Genomic DNA, 17,601 nt, shown 5'->3' with positions numbered 1-17,601 from the left:
CCCCGCCCCCCCCCCCCCCCCGCCCCCCCCCCTTCTCTTCCCCCCTCCTTCCCCACCGCCCCCACCCCCTTCCGCTCCCCCCCCCTTTTTTTTCCCCCCCCGCTTCTCCCCGCGTTCCGGCTCAGGCGACCGGGGCCGCCGGGTCCTTGTGCGTGGGGCCCGTCTCGGGGGTGGTGCCCGCGGCGGCGGACTCCTCGGCGAGGCGCTCCAGGCCGCTGGTGGTCTTCAGCGGCTTCTCCTTGATGAAGACCACGGCGACCAGCGCGAGCAGTGCGAACGGGGTGGCGATCAGGAACAGGTCGGCGGTGGCGACACCGTAGGCGTGCTCCACGATCTCCCGCATCGGGGCGGGCAGGGTGCTCATGTCCGGGACGGCGCCGTGACCGCCGCCCGAACCGCCCTCGGCGGCACCGGTGCCGCCCGCCTGCTCCAGGCCCTTGGTCATCTCGGTCGCGACCCGGTTGGCGAGGATCGCGCCGAGGACGCTGGTGCCGATGGTGCCGCCCATGCTGCGGAAGAAGGACAGCACCGAGGTCGCGGCGCCCAGTTCGGCCGCGGGGACGTCGTTCTGCGCGGCGAGCACCAGGTTCTGCATCAGCATGCCGACGCCGACGCCGAGGACGGCCATGTAGACGCTGAGCAGCCCGAAGTGGGTGTCGGCGTCGATCAGGGAGAGCATCGCGAGTCCGGCGGTCATGATGACCGCGCCCGCCACCAGGTAGCTCTTCCACTTGCCGGTCCGGCTGATCAGCTGCCCGGCGACGGTGGACGACACCAGCAGACCCAGGATCATCGGCAGGCTCATCAGACCGGCGATGGTCGGCGACTTGCCCAGGGAGACCTGGAAGTACTGCGAGAGGAAGACGGTCCCGCCGAACATGGCGACACCGACCAGGAGGCTGGCGACCGTGGTCAGGGTGACCGTGCGGTTCCTGAAGATGTCGAGCGGGATCACCGGCTCGGGGGTACGGGCCTCGACGAGGACCGCCAGGGCCAGCAGCACCACACCGCCGATGACGAGCGCGGCGGTCTGCCAGGACGCCCAGTCGAACTGGTTGCCCGCCAGGGAGACCCAGATGAGCAGCGCGCAGACGCCGGCGACGATCAGGAAGGCGCCGAGCCAGTCGATCTTCACCTGGCGCTTGACGGTGGGCAGCTTCAGGGTGCGCTGCAACAGGAGGATGGCCAGCAGCGCGAACGGCACGCCGATGAAGAAGCACCAGCGCCAGCCCAGCCACGAGGTGTCGACCAGCACACCGCCGATCAGCGGTCCGGCCACGGTGCCGACGGCGAAGACGGCGCCGAAGATGCCGGAGTACCTGCCCAGTTCGCGGGGCGGGATGACGGCGGCCATCACGACCTGCGCGAGCGCGGTGAGACCGCCCGCGCCGATGCCCTGCACGACCCGGCTGAAGATCAGCAGCGTCGTGTCGTGCGAGAAGCCCGCCAGCAGCGAGCCGACCACGAACATCAGCAGCGAGAGCTGGAGCAGCAGCTTCTTGTTGAAGAGGTCGGACAGCTTGCCCCACAGGGGCACGGTCGCGGTCATCGCCAGCAGTTCGGCGGTGACGACCCAGGTGTAGGAGGACTGGCTGGCGCCGAGGTCGGCGATGATCGTCGGCAGCGCGTTGGACACGACGGTGCCCGCCAGGATGGCGACGAACATGCCGGCCATCAGGCCGGACATGGCCTGGAGTATCTGCCGTTGGGTCATGGAGGCGGGAGGCGCGTCGGCGGGCGCCTGAGCTGCGGTCACGGGATCTCTTTCGGTGGTGGTCTGACGAGTCGTGCCGGCAACCGGCGCGGGGTCACGCGGTGGGTGCCGGAAGTCCGGTGGCGAGGAGGGTGAACGCCTCGTGGAAGACGTCGAGGAAGGCGGCGTCCTCCTGGTGGGCGGACCAGTGGTCCACGCTGGTCCGCACGGCGGCGCTCGCCACCGCGGCCAGCAGCCGCGGGTAGAGGCCGGGTTCGGGCCGGGTGTCGCCCCCGCCGCCGGAGCCGCGCAGGCGCAGGGCGATGGCGTCCGCCAGGTCGGCCTCGGCCGCCATGTGCGCGCCGGCGGCGCGTGCCAGGAGGTGCGGCGAGGCGTGCAGCACTTCGGCGTGCAGCCGCCACAGCTCGTGCTCCTGCTCCGCCTCGGCGAGTTCCGCCGCCATGGCCTCGCGGAGGGCCTCCAGCGGGGTGAGCGCGGCCGGCGCGTCGAGTACGGCCTGCCGCATCCGCGCGCCCGCCTCCGCGTCGATCACGACGAAGGCGTCGTCGCGCGTGTCGAAGTAGTTGAAGAAGGTGCGTACGGACACGCCGGCCGACGCGCTGATCGCCTCGACCGTGACCTTCTCGGCCCCGTGTTCGGCGGCCAGTCGCACCGCGGCCTCGGTGAGCGCGGCACGCGTCGCCCGCTTCTTCCGCTCCCGCAGCCCGCCCTGCGCGGCGCCCCTCTCCGACATGCCTTGCATGCTATGCAAAGATGCACGACATGCAAAATTAGCCCCTTCCCTCCTGGTCCGGGGGCCCGCTACCGACCGGACCGTGCAGACGGCGGCGGAGATCGGACGGCGGGACCTGCGCGGCTCCCACGCCCTCCGGCTGCGGCAGGCGGCGCTGCCGTCGCCGGAGACCGTGACCGACCCGGCGCGGCGCGGCTGCGTCGTGGTGGCCCCGGGGACGGTCGAGGCCGTCTCCACGGGCATCGCCGTACCGGTGCGCGAGGGACCTGGGCGGGTGGTCGCCGCGCTGTCCGTCGTACTTCCCCGCGGCGGGCATCTCGGCGGCAATCGGCGGGCGCCGTCCGTAAGGACCTGGCGGACGGCCGGTCAGGAGGGTCCGGTTCCCGTTCAATGGGAAGGACCGTCGTCAGCGGGGGCGGGCCGGCGCCACACTCCTGCCACCCCGTCGGCCGTCGAAGGAGACGACATGACCGTACGCACCCGAGTCGCCGTCATCGGCGCGGGCCCCGCAGGGCTGCTGCTGGCCCATCTGCTCGGCCGGCACGGCATCGAATCGGTCGTGATCGACTCCCGTACCCGTGAGGAGATCGAGACCACCATCCGGGCCGGCATCCTGGAGCAGGGCACCGTCGAGACCCTCAGCGAGTCGGGTGCGTCGGACCGGGTGCTCTCCGTCGGGCAGAAGCACGAGGGGATCGAGCTGCGCTTCGACGGCGAGGGCCACCGCATCGACTTCACCGGCACCGTCGGCCGGGCGGTCTGGCTCTACCCGCAGCACGAGGTGCTGAAGGATCTGATCGCCGCGCGCCTCGCGGCCGGGCAGGACCTCCGCTTCGGGGTGACCGCCGAGGGCGTGGCGGACGCCGGTACGGACCGTCCACGCGTCCTGGCCAGGGACGCCCGCGGCGACCGGCTGGTGATCGAGGCCGAGGTCGTGATCGGCGCGGACGGCTCCCGCGGCATCACCCGCGAGACCGTCACGGGCGCCCACGGCGGCTACTTCCGGGAGTACCCGTTCGCCTGGTTCGGCATCCTGTGCGAGGCGCCGCCCAGCTCCGAGGAGCTGATCTACAGCAACTCACCGGACGGCTTCGCGCTGATCAGCCGGCGCGGCCCCGGCGTGCAGCGCATGTACTTCCAGTGCGACCCGGACACCGACACCGGGGCCTACACCGAGGCGCGGCTGTGGGAGATCCTCCAGTCACGCGTCCCCGGCACCACCCTCGCCCAGGGACCGATCTTCCAGCGGGACGTGCTCCGCTTCCGCAGCTTCGTCGCGCACGAGATGCGCCGGGGCCGGGTCGTCCTCGTCGGCGACGCGGCCCACACCGTGCCGCCCACCGGCGCGAAGGGCATGAACCTCGCCGTCGCCGACGTCGTCCTCCTCACCGAGGCGCTGCGCGCCCTGCTCCTCGACGGGGACGAGACCCTGTTCGACGCCTTCCCGGAGTCCGCCCGGCACCGTATCTGGAAGGCGCAGCACTTCTCCTGGTGGATGACGAGCATGCTGCACCGCCGGCCCGGGGCGAGCGACTTCGACCGCATGCGCCAGCTCGGCGAGCTCCGCACGGTCGTCGAATCGCCCGCCGGCCGCGCCTTCCTCGCCGAGGGCTACACCGGCCTGCCCCTCCGGTGAAGGTGAACCACCCCCGCCGGTGCGCCTACGCCTCCCCCGCCGCCGCGCGGAGGGCGTCCAGCACCGGGTGGATCAGCGGGTGCTCCTCGGCGCCCCGACGTACGGCGGCGAAGACGCGGCGGGTCGGGGCCACGCCGTCGACCGGGTGGACGACCACACCCGTCAGGTCCATTCCGCGCAGCGCCGAGCGGGGCACCAGGGCGACACCCACGTCCGCCGAGGCGAGGGCGACCACCGCGCGGAAGTCGTCCGAGGAGTGCTCCAGGCGGGGCTGGAAGCCCGCGCTCTCGCAGGCGAGGACGACGACGTCGTGGCAGGGGTTGCCGGGGTAGGGGCCGATCCACGGGTCCTTGGCCAGCTCGGCGAGCGGCACCTCGGTGCTGTCGGCCAGCCGGTGGGTGACGGGGACGACCGCGTCGAAGGGTTCGGCGTACAGCGGTACGTGGGTCAGCCGGGGGTCGTCGGCGGACGGCGCCCCGCGGTACTCGACCGCCACGGCCACGTCGACCTGCCGGTCCAGCACCATGGGCAGACTGGCGTCGCCCTCGGCGTCCTGGACCCGGATGCGGATGCCGGGCGCCGACTCGGCGAGGCGGGCCACCGCGGGCGCGACGACCTGCGCGATTCCGGTGGCGAAGGCGGCGACCGTGACGGTGCCGGCCTCCCCCGATCCGTAGGCGGCCAGCTCTGCCTCGGCCCGCTCCAGCTGGGCGAGGACGGCGTTGGTGTGGCCGAGCAGGATCTCACCGGCAGGGGTGAGCCGTACGCCCTTGGCGCCGCGCTCGACGAGGCGGTGGCCGGTCTCCTGCTCGAGCGCGGCGAGCTGTTGGGAAACGGCCGAGGGGGTCAGATACAGCGCGGCGGCCGCCGCCGTGACCGTGCGGTGGTCCGCCACCGCACGGAGGATGTGGAGCCGCCGCGCCTCGATCATGAGAACGATTGTCTCAAATCGTTCGGTGTGCTCCGCTCAGCCGTCGAGCTCTGCCCGTGCCGCCACGAAGGCGTCCACCGCGCGGTTCACGTCCTCGGTGGAGTGCGCGGCGGACAGCTGGACGCGGATGCGGGCCTGGCCCTGCGGGACGACCGGGTAGGAGAAGCCGATCACGTACACCCCGCGCTCCAGCAGCAGCTCCGCCATGCGTCCCGCGCGGGCCGCGTCGCCGATCATCACCGGGGCGATGGCGTGGTCGCCGGGGAGGATGTCGAAGCCCTCCTCGGTCATCCGGCGGCGGAACAGGGCGGTGTTCTCCGCCAGCCGTACGCGCAGGTCGTCGGCCGACTCCAGCAGGTCGAGGACCTTCAGGGAGGCCGCGGCGATCACCGGGGCGAGGGTGTTGGAGAACAGGTACGGGCGGGAGCGCTGGCGCAGCAGGGCGACGATCTCCGCGCGGGCGGCGACATAGCCGCCGGACGCGCCGCCGAGGGCCTTGCCGAGGGTGCCGGTGATGATGTCGACGCGGTCCATGACGTCGTGCAGCTCGGGGGTGCCGCGCCCGCCGGGGCCGACGAAGCCGACGGCGTGGGAGTCGTCGACCATGACCATGGCGCCGTGCCGGTCGGCGAGGTCGCAGATCTCGTCCAGCGGGGCCACGTAGCCGTCCATGGAGAAGACGCCGTCGGTGACGATCAGCTTGCGGCGCGCGCCGCCCTCCGCGGCCTCCTTGAGCTGGCGCTCCAGGTCGGCCATGTCGCGGTTGGCGTAGCGGAAGCGGCGGGCCTTGGAGAGCCGGATGCCGTCGATGATCGACGCGTGGTTCAGCGCGTCGGAGATCACCGCGTCCTCGGGGCCGAGCAGTGTCTCGAACACACCGCCGTTGGCGTCGAAGCAGGAGGAGTAGAGGATCGTGTCCTCCTGGCCGAGGAACGCGGACAGCCGCGCCTCCAGCTCCTTGTGCACCTCCTGCGTGCCGCAGATGAAGCGGACGGACGCCATGCCGTAGCCCCAGCGGTCGAGCGCCTCGTGGGCGGCGGCGATCACCTCGGGGTGGTCGGCGAGACCGAGGTAGTTGTTGGCGCAGAAGTTGAGGACCTCGCCGGGACGGCCGCCGGCGGTGACGTTCACGGTGGCGGACTGCGGGGTGCCGATGACGCGCTCCGGCTTGTGCAGGCCGGCGGCGCGGATCTCGTCGAGGGTGGCGCGCAGGTCGTCGCGCACGGAGTCGAACATGTCAGAAGCTCCTAGTGAGGCGGATGGCTTACGCGGTCCAGTCGAGGATGACCTTGCCGCCCTTGCCTCCGGCCGCGTCCTCGAAGGCTGCCTCGAAGTCGCGGTAGGAGTAGCGGCCGGTGATCACGGGGGCGAGGTCGAGGCCGCCCTCCAGCAGCACCGACATGGCGTACCAGGTCTCGAACATCTCACGGCCGTAGATGCCCTTGATGGTGATCATCGAGGTGACGACGCGGGCCCAGTCGATCGGGAACTCCTCGGCCGGCAGGCCGAGCATGGCGATCCGGCCGCCGTGCGTCATGTTGTCGATCATGTCCCGCATGGCCTCGGGCCGGCCGGACATCTCCAGGCCGATGTCGAAGCCCTCGCGCAGACCGAGGGTGTGCTGCCCGTCGGCGATGGTGGACTCGGCCACGTTCAGCGCGAGGCTCACCCCGATCTTGCGGGCGAGCTCCAGGCGCTCCTCGCTGACGTCGGTGATCACGACGTTGCGCGCACCGGCGTGCCGGGCGACGGCGGCGGCCATCAGGCCGATCGGACCGGCGCCGGTGACGAGGACGTCCTCGCCGACGAGCGGGAAGGACAGGGCGGTGTGCACGGCGTTCCCGAACGGGTCGAAGATCGCGGCGACATCGAGGTCGACGGGCACCCGGTGCACCCAGACGTTGGTCGCGGGGAGCACGACGTACTCGGCGAAGGCGCCGTCGCGGCCGACGCCGAGACCGACCGTGGCCCGGCACAGGTGGCGGCGTCCGGCGAGGCAGTTGCGGCACTTGCCGCACACCAGGTGACCCTCGCCGCTGACCCGGTCACCGGTGTCGATGTCGGTGACGTCGCGGCCGGTCTCGACGACCTCGCCGACGAACTCGTGTCCGAGGACCAGCGGGGTGGTGATCGTCTGCTGGGCCCAGCCGTCCCAGGACCGGATGTGCAGGTCGGTGCCGCAGATACCGGTGCGCAGCACCTTGATCAGCACGTCGCCGGGTCCGACGGCGGGCTCCGGGACGTCCGCGAGCCACAGCCCGGGCTCCGCCTTCTCCTTGACCAGCGCCTTCAACGCTACGGCTCCTGAGGGTGAGTCCCGGTCCCCGGGCACGCCGAAGCGGCCCCGGTCCGGGAGGAGGAGTGGAATCGCACTGCAATCTGCCGTACAACACCCTCACCGGTCCATCGAGGATTTCTTAAGCGCTGCCACAGCTTTCCTTCACGCCGTCACCCCATCGGCGGGTCCTGGGCAGCTCACAGCGGCAGTCCGTCGTTCTCCCGCCGCTCCAGCCGTCCGGCGAGGTCCGCGGCCTGCGCCTTGATGGCGGCGAGGCCCGGCTGCCCCCAGGCCCGTGGCCGGATGTCGGTGACCGAGACGGTGCCCAGCACCGTGCCGGTGCCGTCGATCAGCGGGGCGCCCAGGTAGGAGCGGATGCCGAACTCGTCCACCACCGCGTTGCCGGCGAACCGCGGGTAGTCGCACACGTCCTCCAGGACCAGCGCCTTGCGCCGGGCCACCACATGGGGGCAGAAGCCGTGGTCGCGGGGCAGTGTCCGGCCCAGCAGGGTGCCGGTGCCGTCACCGCGCACCACCGGGGCCCGGGCCGGGGTGTGCAGCCCTGCGAAGAACTGCCCGCTCTCGCCGAGGAAGTTGACCATGGCGTAGGGCGCCCCCGTGAGCTCGGCGAGGGCGTACGCGAAGGCGTCGAGCGTGGGCTCGGGGCGGTCCCCGAGTCCCAGCCGGCGCAGCCTGCGGGTGCGCTCCGGGGCCTCCTTGTCCTCGGGGGTGAGCAGTAGACGACCGGCCGGACGGGGCGGGTCGTAGCTCATGGGCGTGCTCCCGGGTGGTGGGTGAAGGGCATACAGGGGCTCCGAGGGTGTGCGGGGGTCACATGTGGGCGCCATACCCCGTAGCGGCGGCCGGGGTGTGGGCGATGAGGTGGCGGACGAGGGTCAGCAGGGTCTGGACGCCGGAGCTGGAGATCCGGGCGTCGCAGCGGACGACGGGGACCTCCGCGGGAAGGTCGAGGGCGGCGCGCACCTCGCCGGGGTCGTAGCGGAACGCGCCGTCGAACTCGTTGACGGCGACGACGAATCCGAGGCCGCGCTGCTCGAAGAAGTCGACCGCCGCGAAGCACTCCTCCAGACGCCGGGTGTCGGCGAGGATGACCGCGCCGAGGGCGCCCTCGCAGAGCTCGTCCCACATGAACCAGAACCGTTCCTGGCCGGGAGTGCCGAACAGGTACAGCACATGCTCCGCGTCGAGGGTGATGCGGCCGAAGTCCATGGCCACGGTCGTCTCGACCTTGTTCTCGATGCCGTCGAGGCTGTCGGTGGCGGCGCCGACGGTGGTGAGGAGCTCCTCCGTGCTGAGGGGCGCGATCTCGCTGACCGCGCCGACGAAGGTCGTCTTGCCCACGCCGAATCCGCCCGCCACCAGGATCTTGAGCGCGGTGGGGAACGGCTCGTCGCCGTGGTCCGCTCCGTCGACGTGGTCAGAGCTGTCGTCGTAGTCCATCGAGCACTGCCTCCAGAAGAGCCCGGTCCGTCGGGTTGTGGTGGAACGCGGGGGGCTTGTCGGTCAGCGCCCCGCATTCGACGAGGTCCGCCAGCAGCACCTTGGTGACGGCCACCGGCAGCCTGAGGTGGGCGGCGACCTCGGCGACCGGGACGGGAGCACGGCACAGGTCGAGGGCCTGCGCGTGCTCGGGGCCGAGATAGCCGAAGGGGGTGGTGCCGGTGGCCCGCACCTGTGACATCAGGTCGAGTGCGACGGTGGGGCGGGTGCGGCCGTTGCTGACGGTGAAGGGGCGCACCAGCCGTCCGGCCGCGTCGTCGAGCCAGGGCCCGTCGCCGGGCGCCTTCACGTTCAAGGCCTCATCGCCGGCGGTTCGACGCCGTGCTGGCGGGGAGCGGTCATCAGGTACGGGCGTACGGACTTGACGAGCATCGCCATCTCGTAGCCGAGCACCGCCGCGTCGGCCTCGCGGCCGGCCATGACGGCGAGGCAGGTGCCGGAGCCGGCGGTGGTGACGAACAGCAGGGCCGAGTCGAGTTCGACGACGACCTGTCGGACGTCGCCGCCGTCCCCGAAGCGGATGCCGGCGCTGCGGCCGAGGGAGTACAGGCCGGAGGCCAGGGCGGCCATGTGGTCGGCGGCGTCCGGGTCGAGGCCGTGCACGGACTTCACCAGTCCGTCGCAGGACAGCAGCACGGCGCTGCTGGTGTGCGGCACGCGTTGCACGAGGCCGCTCATCAGCCAGTCGAGGTCGGATACCTGGGCGGTCGGCGCATCGCTCGCCATGGTGGATCGACTCCTTGGGGTACGAAGGTCTGCGGGAGCGCTGGGGGCGGGTGTGGGGGCGGGGCTGGTCATCCGGCGGGGGCGCTCCCGTCCTGCCGGGCGGTGTGGTCGGTTCGGGGTGCGGGCAGCCGCGGTGTGCCGGAGGGCTCCTGCTGGGACTCCGCGAGGCTGACGCCGCGTTGGAAGGCCGCCATCAGCTGGGGGTCGTGGCCGGCGACGTCCTCGGTGTCCTGGCGGGGTGCGGGGCCGTCGCGGAGCTGCGGCGCGATGTGCTCCTGGGCGCGCCGGCGGGGCAGTCGGGGTCTGCCCATGGTGCCGCGCACGGTGCTGCCGCGGGGGGCGGGGGGCGTGGTTCCGTGCTCCGGGAGGGTCTCCCGGTCGCCGTGGTGGACGCCGGGTACGGCCTCGGCGGGGGTGTGGCGCACCTCGCGGGCACCGCGCAGGGGCAGCGGCGGGGCGACGGCGCCGCCGACGGGGGACGCGGCCGGAGCGTGCGGCCGGGGCGGCGGGGCCGCGGGCGTGAGCGGCACCGCGGGTGCGTGCGCCGGCCCGGCACCGGGCGCGGTGCCCGGCGCGGGCACGTCCACGGGGGCAGGTACGGACGGCAGGTGACGGGCGATCGGGACCGCGCCACTGCCGCTGTCCCGCGGCGGTTCCACCGTGCCCTGTCCGTTGCCGGCGGCCCCGGACTCGGTGCCGAGCAATGCCTGCGGTACCACGAGGACGGCCTGGACCCCGCCGTAGATGTTGGTCTGGAGCCGGACGTGGATGCCGTGCCGCTTGGCGAGCTGGGAGACCACGAACAGGCCGATCCGGCCGTCGGCCAGCAGGCTGGCGACATGCACCTGGTCGGGGTCGGTGAGCAGCGCGTTCATCCGGTCCTGCTCGCCGATGGGCATGCCGAGCCCGCGGTCCTCCACCTCGACGGCGAGACCGGAGGTCACGACGTTGGCCCGAAGCAGCACCTGGGTGTGCGGGGCGGAGAACACCGTGGCGTTCTCGACGAGTTCGGCGAGCAGGTGGATGACGTCCGCGACGGCGTGCCCGCGCAGGGTGCCGTCGATCGGGGGCACGAGCTTGACCCGCGAGTACTGTTCGACCTCGGCGATCGCCGAGCGCAGCACCTCGGTCATGGGGACCGGTTTGCTCCACTGCCGCCGGGAGACGGCCCCGCCGAGCACGGCGAGGTTCTCGGCGTGGCGGCGGATGCGGGTGGCGAGGTGGTCGACGTGGAAGAGCCCCTTCAGCAGGTCGGGGTCCTCCATCTCGTTCTCCAGCTCGTCGAGGATGGAGATCTCGCGGTGCACCAGGGACTGCAACCGCCGGGCGAGGTTGACGAACACCTCGAGTTTCTGTTCGCTGCCGGCCTGGCTGGAGAGCTGGGCCGCCTGTACGACGGCGGTGACGGCGCCGTCGTGCGCGCGGGCCAGGTCGGCGGCGAGCAGGTCGAAGTCGTCGGCGCCCTCGGTGTGTTCGGCGTTTCGCCCGTGCGGGGGCGGGATGTCGCCGCGGCGCAGCGTCTCGACGAGGGCGCGCAGATCGCCCTCGCGCCGGGCGGTGCTCCGGCGCAGGGTGCCGATGCGGTCGTGCACGGCGCGGGCGGCGCGCTCGGCGGCCACGGCGGCGATGACGATGCCGGCGCATGTCACCGAGGTGGCGCCGCCGAGCACCGCCCACAGGGTGGGGCCGGGCCGGACACCGGTGGAGCGGACGGTGAAGAGCACGGCAGCGCAGGCGCTGAGGGCCACCGCCACGGGCGGGAGCACGGCGAGCCGCAACAGCTGGGGCCGTATGTGGGTCTCGGGGAGCGCCGGAGCGGTCCGCGCCGGCGGACGCCCGTGCCGTCCGCCCTCGCGGCGGTCCTGGCGGGCGGCCGGGCCGGGCCGGCGGGCCCGGGGGTCCGCGGGGTTCGCCTCTGTGCGGTCCGGCTCGCGGGCCACGGCCGTGGCGCCGACGGTGCCCTGCGCGCCGGCCGGACCCGGGGCGCCGGCCGGGCCCGGGCGTCGGGGCGCCTCGCCCCGTCCACTCCCTCGTCCGCCTTGTGGCTGCACGTACCGGTCCCCGCTCCCTGATCCGACTGCTGGACGCGGCTCTTTGGCGCGGCGCGCCCTTCGACGTGAGGTGCCGCGATGCCGCCCGACCGACACTCACCGTAGTCGCCACCGCATCATGTGCGGTGGGCAGTTGACAAACTCATGCGGACAGCATCGCGCTCTGGTATGAGGCTTCGTACGACAGACCGATAACCCTTCGGCGAAAGGGATCGGGAGTGGTCAGTCAGCGATCGAGGCTGGTCACAAGTGGTCGCCGCGGGTTCCGCGAGGCCGTGCGGGCCCGTGGGCGCCGCACCCGTGTCGACACCCGCTTCGGCCGTCCGGGGCCGGCGAGCATCGTCGACGCACACCACCCCTTCGGCCAGAACCTCACTGTCCGTAATGATCGGGCCAGGGCGCCGAGGACGTTCCTCAGCGTGCGGTGTTCAGGTAGTGGTCGCCGATGGCCCGCATGGTGGGACCGGCGGGGCCCCGGTCCACCAGCGCCAGGACATTGCGCCAGAATCGGTCGATGCCCTCCGCGTCGGTGAGCGCCAGTACGCGCTCACCGGTGAGGAGGGCGGCCTTGGCGGTGACCGTGCCGGCCACCGCCACCTGGGCCGCGGTGTCGGCGCGCCGCTCGTGGTCGAGCGCCCGGCCCGCGGCGAGGGCGTCGGCCATCGCCGCCGTCGCGCGGTCGGCCACCGCCGAGGCGGTGTGCAGGGCGAGGGCGGCTTCGCCGTAGGCCAGCAGGAGGTCCGCGTCGTCGTGCGGGGGCCGGGCATGGCGGGCGGAGCGGCTGAGGTCCCGGGCCTCCGCCAGCGCTCCCTCGGCCACGCCGAGGGCGACCTGGGTCAGCATCAGGCCGAGCGCGAGCGGGGCGAGCGCCGCGTGCGGCGGGGTCGTGTCCTCGTCCCGGCCGGCGGGGCCCAGCACCTCGGCGGCGGCGACCGGTACCCGGTCGAAGTGGACGGTGCCCGCACCGGTGAGCCGCTGGCCGAGACGGTCGTGCGACAGGTCACGGCCGACCCGTGGGTGCCGCGCGTCCACGACCACCACGACCGGCTCGTGCGTGACGGAGCAGACGGCGTCGAGGACCAGCCGGTCGGCCTCGTTCACCGCGGTGGGCAGGGCACGGTGTCCGTCGAGCAGGAACCGGCCGCCGTCGGCGGCGGGGCTGAGCGTGGGGCCCGGCAGGTCGCCCGGGGAGAGCGGTACGGGCGTGCCGGTGTCGCCCGCCCACAGCCACCCCTCCCGGGCCGCGCGCGACTCCAGCTCGGCGGCCTGCTCGGAGGCGCCGAAGAAGCGGCCGCTCCAGGACAACACGTAGTGGCGGGCGAGGAGTTCACCCACCGAGCCGTCGGCGGCGGCGATGCGGCGGACGACGGCGGAGGCGTCCCGCCAGCTCATCCCGCGCCCGTCCGGCGCCGGCGGGGCGAGAACGGCCGGCAGCCCGGACTCCCGCAGCCGCTCCACCTCGTCGAAGGGCGGCTTGCCGGCCCGCTCCCGGTCGATCGCGTCCACGGCGAGATCGTCGGCGACCTCGTCGGCGACGCGCTGCCAGAAGTCCCCGGCCGCGGTGATCGCCTCCACCACCTCACCCACGATTCCCCACTTCCCTATTGGATTAGTAGGGAATCATCCTGTGGGAGGGTCAGGTCCCGGACAAGGGAGCTTCCACCAAACGGACGTGCCCGTCCCACGGAACGGGACGGTTACGGATTCGTCCAGGCCGCCGGGGCGTCCGTCAGCCGCATGACCTCCTCGGGCAGCCGCCCCGAGACGACGTCCGCGAGGGACACGCCCTCCAGGATCTGCCGCACATTGGCCCGCAGGGCGATCCACAGCGGGAGCAGGGCGGTGGCCGAGCCGCTGTACGTCAGGTCGGGCGGGCGTACGCCCTGGACGGAGACCAACGGACCGTCGACGGCTCGGATGACGTCCGCGACGCTGATGTCGTCCGCCGGCGCGGCCAGCCGGTAACCGCCCTTCGTGCCGCGCTGGCTCCGGACCAGACCGCCCCGGCGCATGTCGTTGAGGATGCCCTCCAGGAACTTGCGCGGGATCTCCTGGGCGTCGGCGATCGCCTCCGCGGTGAGCGGACAGTCCTCCGGGGTCGCAGCGAGTTGCAGCGCGGCACGCACCGCATAGTCCGCCCTGGCCGAAATCCGCATGACCGCATTATCCCGTACGGCCGGGCCCGCCCAGGAGACGACCGCCTACGCCTCCCGCGGCACCCGTGTCGTCCCCGCCGCCGCTGAAGCCCGACGACACCGTGCCCCTCAGCGAGCAGGGCCGGGCCGAGAGGACGAGCGGCTCAGGAGGCGCGCTCCCAGTGGCCGGTCAGGTTGGCGTAGAGCGGTGAGGCGGCGAGCACCTCGTGGTGGGTGCCCGTCACGCATTCCTGGCCGTCCATCAGCAGCACCCGGCGGGCCCGACGGGCGGAGCTCATCCGGTGGGCGATGACGACGAGCGCACCGCCCCGGGTGGCGAAGGCGTTCTCCGCCCGGGCCTCGGCGGCCGGGTCGAGGTGGCAGGTCGCCTCGTCGAGAACGACGACACGGGCCGGCGAGAGATGGACCCGGGCCAGCGCGATCAGTTGACGCTCGCCGGAGGAGAGAGCCGAGGGGGTGTCGATGACGGCGTCGTAGCCGCCGAGCCGCTCGACGAGCCCGTCCAGCCCCACGGCGCGCACCGAGGCGTCGAGGGCGCGGCGGTCGGCGTCCGGCGCGAGGTAGACGAGGTTCTCCCGCACCGTGCCGGCGAAGACGTACGCCTCCTGCGGGATCAGTGCCACCGTGCGTCGCAGGTGGTCCCGGTCGACCTGTTCCAGCGGGACTCCGCCCAGCGTCACCGTACCGGCGTCCGGCTGCTGGAGGCCGGTCAGCAGCAGGGCGAGGGTCGACTTGCCGATGCCACTGGGCCCCACGACGGCGAGGTGGTCGTCCGGTCGCAGGCGCAGGTCCAGGTCGCGGACGACGGGGTCGGCGTGCGGCCCGTACGCGAAGGTGACGGCGCGGGCCTCCACTTGGTGGTTCGAGGGGCGGACGCCCGGCCGCGGACCCGGCTCGTCCGGTCCGGCCGACACCTCCGCGAGCCGCCGCAGCACCGCGTCCAGCTGGACGCCCCAGGTGCCGACCAGGGTGACCAAGGAGCGCATCGCCGGGTCGAGGCCGGTGACCAGGTACGTCACGGCCCCGGCCGCCGCCCCCGCCGAGATCCGGCCCTCCCCCACCAGGCCCGGCAGCGCCAGGACCACGGCCAGCAGCGGGAGCTGGGAGCCGAGCAGCACGACGAGCCGGCGCCCGGCAGCGGCCCGGCCGAGCGCCGCGACGGCCCTCGCCTGGGCGTCGGTGGCCCGGTCCACCGCCGCCCGGGCGCGTGGCCGGGCGCCGCAGGCGACCACGTCGCGCAGCGCGGCGAGTACCGGTCCCGCCTCCTTGGCGACGGCCTCGTCGGCGAGCACCACGGCCCGCTGCCGGGCGGCGAGGGCGCGCAGCAGGCCGGCGAAGAGCAGCAGCGCGACGGCCACGAACGGCAGCACGATCAGCGCCACCGCCCCGGACAGCGCGGCGAGGCCGAGCACGGCCGCCACCAGGGCGAAGGCGACCTGCCGGGAGGTGCGCAGCAGCGCGGCGACCAGCGACCGCACGGTCTCGACCTGCTCGGTGAGCCGTGCGACCGCCGCCGAATCGTGCGGCTCGCGCCCGGTCGTCCAGGAGTGCAGCGAGGCGGTCACCACCGAGCGCACCAGCGCGTCCCGCAGCGGCTCCACCACCTCGCTCAGCGCCGGGAAGATCCGGCGGACCGCGAAGGCCCTGGCCGCGAGCGCCGCGCCCAGCACCAGCAGCCAGCCCACCCCGGTCCACGGCCGGTGCGCCAGGAAACCGCGGTCCAGGGCCGCGGCGAGCAGCACTCCCGACAGCAGCGGCGGTCCGGCCTCCAGCAGCGACCACGCGCCGACCCGCAGCAACGGGCGCGGGCGGGCGGCCAGTTCGGCGCGCAGCAGCCGCCAGCCTGCCGCGCTCCCGGTCCGCGCCGGATCCACCGGCCGCACCGAAACCTCCCTCAACCGGCGACCGGGCACGACTCCTCCTTCTCCGGGGCCCGCGCCGACGTCTCCCCGCCGAAGACCGCCCGGTAGTCCGGGTCGTCCCACAGCAGGTCGTGCCGGCCGGTGGCCCTGATCCGTCCGTCCTCCAGCCACACCACCAGGTCGGCCCGGGCGGCGGTCGCGGCCCGGTGCGTGACCAGCACCCGGGTCCGGCCGGCCAGTCCCTCGGTGAGCACGGTCTCCACGCGCGCGGCCGTGGCGGAGTCCAGGCTCGACATGGCGTCGTCGAGGACGAGCAACCGGGCGTCCCGCACGATGGCCCGGGCCAGTCCCAGGCGCTGTGCCTCCCCACCGGACATCGGTGTGTCGGCCAGCGGTGTGCCGTAGCGGCCGGGCAGGCGGTCGACGAACGCCTCGAGTTCTGCCGCACGTGCCGCGGACCGTATCCGGGTCAGGCCGGCGTTCGGGGCTGCGTCGGAGTCGGCGTCCGTCGCCGCATCCGGCAGCCCGTAGGCGATCGCCTCGGCGACGGTGGCGCCGAGCAGTCCTGGCCGGGCGAACGCGCAGGCGACGCCGGCCCGGAGGGCGCTGTCGGCCACGTCGGTCAGCGGCTGCCCGTCGAGCAGGACCTCGCCCTCATCCGGGTCGAGCAGCCGGGCGGCGAGCAGGGCGAGCGTGCTCCGTCCGGCGCCCGAGCGGCCGACCACGGCGAGCAGTGCGCCCGGCGGTACGGTGAGGTCCACATGGTCCAGCACGGTCCGCGCGCCGGCCCGTACGGTGACGTTCCGGAAGGCGAGTTCGCCCGGTCCGGCGGCCAGCGGGCGCGTACCGGCCGGTGGTGCGGCGAGCGCGAGCACCTCGGAGATCCGCCGGGCGCCCGCACGGGCCTGGGCGAGGCCCATCAGACTGTCGGCCTGGTTGAACAGGGCCGTGCCGAGCGCGGTGTAGGCGGCCGCCGCGAGCAGTTGCCCCGGTGTCACCCGGCCGGCGACCACGCCGTGTCCGGCGGTCGCCAGCACGGCCACCTCGACCAGCGGCAGCAGCAGGCCCATCCGCCACACCGCGCCCGCCTGGGCGCGCCACAGTGCCCCGCCGGACGCCGCCAGGGCGGGCAGCGGCGCCAGCACCCGTTCGACCTCGCGGTCCCGGGTGCCGGCGGCCCGGATGGTCCGGATGCCGAGCAGGGCGTCGGACAGCCGGCCGGCGAGGCCGCCCAGGTGCCGCTGGTAGTCGAGGGACAGGTCGGAGGAGCGCGCCACGAACGTGCGCATCACGGCCGGCGCGGGCGCCGCGGCCAGCGTGAAGGCGACGGCGAGCCGCCAGTCGATCAGCCAGAGCGCCACCACTCCGCCGAGCGAGGTGAGGGCGGCGGTCGCCGCGCCGACCAGGGCGGGCGCGGCGGCGGCCGTACGGGCGGTGGCGCCGACCAGTCGGCTGTTGAGGTCTCCGGCGGCGAAACTCCGCTCGGCCTGTGGTCCCACGGCGAGGATGTGACGGATCAGCAGCCGCCGGAGTTCGGCGGTGACGGCCGCCCTCGCGGCCGGGGCCGCCGCGACGGCGAGCATGTCGGCGAGCGTGGCGAGCAGCAGCAGCGCGGCCAGCAGGACCGCGGCGGGGCCGAGGGCGGTGCCGCGCAGGGCGGCGTCGACGGCGGCGGCGGCCGTGGCGGGCAGCGCCAGCCCGGCGCCGGCGGCGGTGAGAGTGGCGAGCGCGAGGGCGAAGGTCCAGCCGGGGGCGCGGCGGACCGCCCGGTACAGCAGGCGGTCGGCCCGGCGCTCGGGGCCGGACGGACGCCGGCCGGTACTGCGGCGGATCAGGCGGAGCTTCATCCGTGCTCTCTCTCGTCGGTGCCCAGTGGCTCGGGGTGGCGGAGGGGCCGGGTCCGGCCACCGTGCGGGTCGTCCCGCCCGGCAGCCGGACCCGGCCCTGTCTCAACGCCGCGTCAGCACTGCGGTCAGGTGGTCCAGGTGCAGGT

At 73.9% G+C, this 17,601-nt stretch carries 15 protein-coding genes; 1 reads left to right on the top strand and 14 read right to left on the bottom strand.

Translation table 11 applies throughout. The features are described 5' to 3' along the window. Positions 1-121: 121 nt before the first annotated feature. Together ACZ470_RS10310 and ACZ470_RS10305 are read right to left on the bottom strand one after the other, a co-directional pair. Positions 122-1,714, bottom strand: coding sequence for an MDR family MFS transporter (locus ACZ470_RS10310; protein WP_468426323.1), 1,593 nt, complete (start codon positions 1,712-1,714; stop codon positions 122-124). A 94-nt stretch (positions 1,715-1,808) separates the two neighbouring features. Continuing rightward, positions 1,809-2,456 (bottom strand): TetR/AcrR family transcriptional regulator, encoded by a 648-nt coding sequence (locus ACZ470_RS10305; RefSeq protein WP_468426268.1) that lies wholly within the window; start codon positions 2,454-2,456, stop codon positions 1,809-1,811. A gap of 73 nt (positions 2,457-2,529) precedes the next feature. On the opposite strand from ACZ470_RS10305, the gene ACZ470_RS10300 reads away from it, so the two are divergent. Beyond that, entirely contained in the window at positions 2,530-4,083 is a 1,554-nt protein-coding gene (locus ACZ470_RS10300) for a 4-hydroxybenzoate 3-monooxygenase (RefSeq protein WP_468426266.1), read from the top strand. A 25-nt stretch (positions 4,084-4,108) separates the two neighbouring features. Here ACZ470_RS10300 and ACZ470_RS10295 read toward each other — a convergent pair whose 3' ends face one another. The 12 genes from ACZ470_RS10295 to ACZ470_RS10240 form a co-directional block, all read right to left on the bottom strand. Then, entirely contained in the window at positions 4,109-5,014 is a 906-nt protein-coding gene (locus ACZ470_RS10295; protein WP_468426264.1) for a LysR family transcriptional regulator, read from the bottom strand. A 36-nt stretch (positions 5,015-5,050) separates the two neighbouring features. Next, entirely contained in the window at positions 5,051-6,250 is a 1,200-nt protein-coding gene (locus ACZ470_RS10290; protein ID WP_468426262.1) for a glycine C-acetyltransferase, read from the bottom strand. A gap of 28 nt (positions 6,251-6,278) precedes the next feature. Further along, positions 6,279-7,307 carry an L-threonine 3-dehydrogenase gene (gene tdh, locus ACZ470_RS10285; RefSeq protein WP_468426260.1) on the bottom strand — a complete coding sequence of 343 codons (1,029 nt, stop codon included), beginning with the start codon at positions 7,305-7,307 and terminating at the stop codon, positions 6,279-6,281. Between the two features lie 182 nt (positions 7,308-7,489). Continuing rightward, a complete protein-coding gene (locus ACZ470_RS10280; RefSeq protein WP_468426258.1) occupies positions 7,490-8,065 on the bottom strand; it encodes a GAF domain-containing protein in 576 nt (191 codons plus the stop codon). Between the two features lie 58 nt (positions 8,066-8,123). Then, positions 8,124-8,753: a GTP-binding protein gene (locus ACZ470_RS10275; protein WP_468426256.1), complete on the bottom strand. Its 630-nt coding sequence runs from the start codon at positions 8,751-8,753 to the stop codon at positions 8,124-8,126. Then, a complete protein-coding gene (locus ACZ470_RS10270; RefSeq protein WP_468426321.1) occupies positions 8,731-9,102 on the bottom strand; it encodes a DUF742 domain-containing protein in 372 nt (123 codons plus the stop codon). Before ACZ470_RS10270 ends, ACZ470_RS10275 begins: the two co-directional genes overlap by 23 nt. A 2-nt stretch (positions 9,103-9,104) precedes the next feature. Then, entirely contained in the window at positions 9,105-9,539 is a 435-nt protein-coding gene (locus ACZ470_RS10265; protein ID WP_468426255.1) for a roadblock/LC7 domain-containing protein, read from the bottom strand. A 68-nt stretch (positions 9,540-9,607) separates the two neighbouring features. Next, positions 9,608-11,479: a sensor histidine kinase gene (locus ACZ470_RS10260; RefSeq protein ID WP_468426254.1), complete on the bottom strand. Its 1,872-nt coding sequence runs from the start codon at positions 11,477-11,479 to the stop codon at positions 9,608-9,610. Between the two features lie 525 nt (positions 11,480-12,004). Beyond that, on the bottom strand, positions 12,005-13,177 hold the full coding sequence (locus tag ACZ470_RS10255; protein ID WP_468426252.1) for an acyl-CoA dehydrogenase family protein: 1,173 nt from the start codon (positions 13,175-13,177) through the stop codon (positions 12,005-12,007). A 110-nt stretch (positions 13,178-13,287) separates the two neighbouring features. Then, positions 13,288-13,746 (bottom strand): RrF2 family transcriptional regulator, encoded by a 459-nt coding sequence (locus ACZ470_RS10250; protein WP_468426250.1) that lies wholly within the window; start codon positions 13,744-13,746, stop codon positions 13,288-13,290. A gap of 143 nt (positions 13,747-13,889) precedes the next feature. Then, positions 13,890-15,659 carry an ATP-binding cassette domain-containing protein gene (locus ACZ470_RS10245; RefSeq protein ID WP_468426249.1) on the bottom strand — a complete coding sequence of 590 codons (1,770 nt, stop codon included), beginning with the start codon at positions 15,657-15,659 and terminating at the stop codon, positions 13,890-13,892. Continuing rightward, positions 15,641-17,455: an ATP-binding cassette domain-containing protein gene (locus tag ACZ470_RS10240; RefSeq protein ID WP_468426247.1), complete on the bottom strand. Its 1,815-nt coding sequence runs from the start codon at positions 17,453-17,455 to the stop codon at positions 15,641-15,643. Before ACZ470_RS10240 ends, ACZ470_RS10245 begins: the two co-directional genes overlap by 19 nt. Positions 17,456-17,601 lie beyond the last annotated feature (146 nt).

This window comes from Streptomyces sp. NPDC031111 (assembly GCF_055570675.1).
Note: the sequence above shows the minus strand (reverse complement) of the source record. Positions and strands in the feature narration are given on the sequence as shown.

Bases quoted from the DNA above. Each gene is read 5' to 3' on its own strand.
- ACZ470_RS10310 (WP_468426323.1), bottom strand. From the start codon at position 1,714: ATGACCCAACGGCAGATACTCCAGGCCATGTCCGGCCTGATGGCCGGC.
- ACZ470_RS10305 (WP_468426268.1), bottom strand. From the start codon at position 2,456: ATGCAAGGCATGTCGGAGAGGGGCGCCGCGCAGGGCGGGCTGCGGGAG.
- ACZ470_RS10295 (WP_468426264.1), bottom strand. From the start codon at position 5,014: ATGATCGAGGCGCGGCGGCTCCACATCCTCCGTGCGGTGGCGGACCAC.
- ACZ470_RS10290 (WP_468426262.1), bottom strand. From the start codon at position 6,250: ATGTTCGACTCCGTGCGCGACGACCTGCGCGCCACCCTCGACGAGATC.
- ACZ470_RS10280 (WP_468426258.1), bottom strand. From the start codon at position 8,065: ATGAGCTACGACCCGCCCCGTCCGGCCGGTCGTCTACTGCTCACCCCC.
- ACZ470_RS10275 (WP_468426256.1), bottom strand. From the start codon at position 8,753: ATGGACTACGACGACAGCTCTGACCACGTCGACGGAGCGGACCACGGC.
- ACZ470_RS10265 (WP_468426255.1), bottom strand. From the start codon at position 9,539: ATGGCGAGCGATGCGCCGACCGCCCAGGTATCCGACCTCGACTGGCTG.
- ACZ470_RS10250 (WP_468426250.1), bottom strand. From the start codon at position 13,746: ATGCGGATTTCGGCCAGGGCGGACTATGCGGTGCGTGCCGCGCTGCAA.
- ACZ470_RS10240 (WP_468426247.1), bottom strand. From the start codon at position 17,455: ATGAAGCTCCGCCTGATCCGCCGCAGTACCGGCCGGCGTCCGTCCGGC.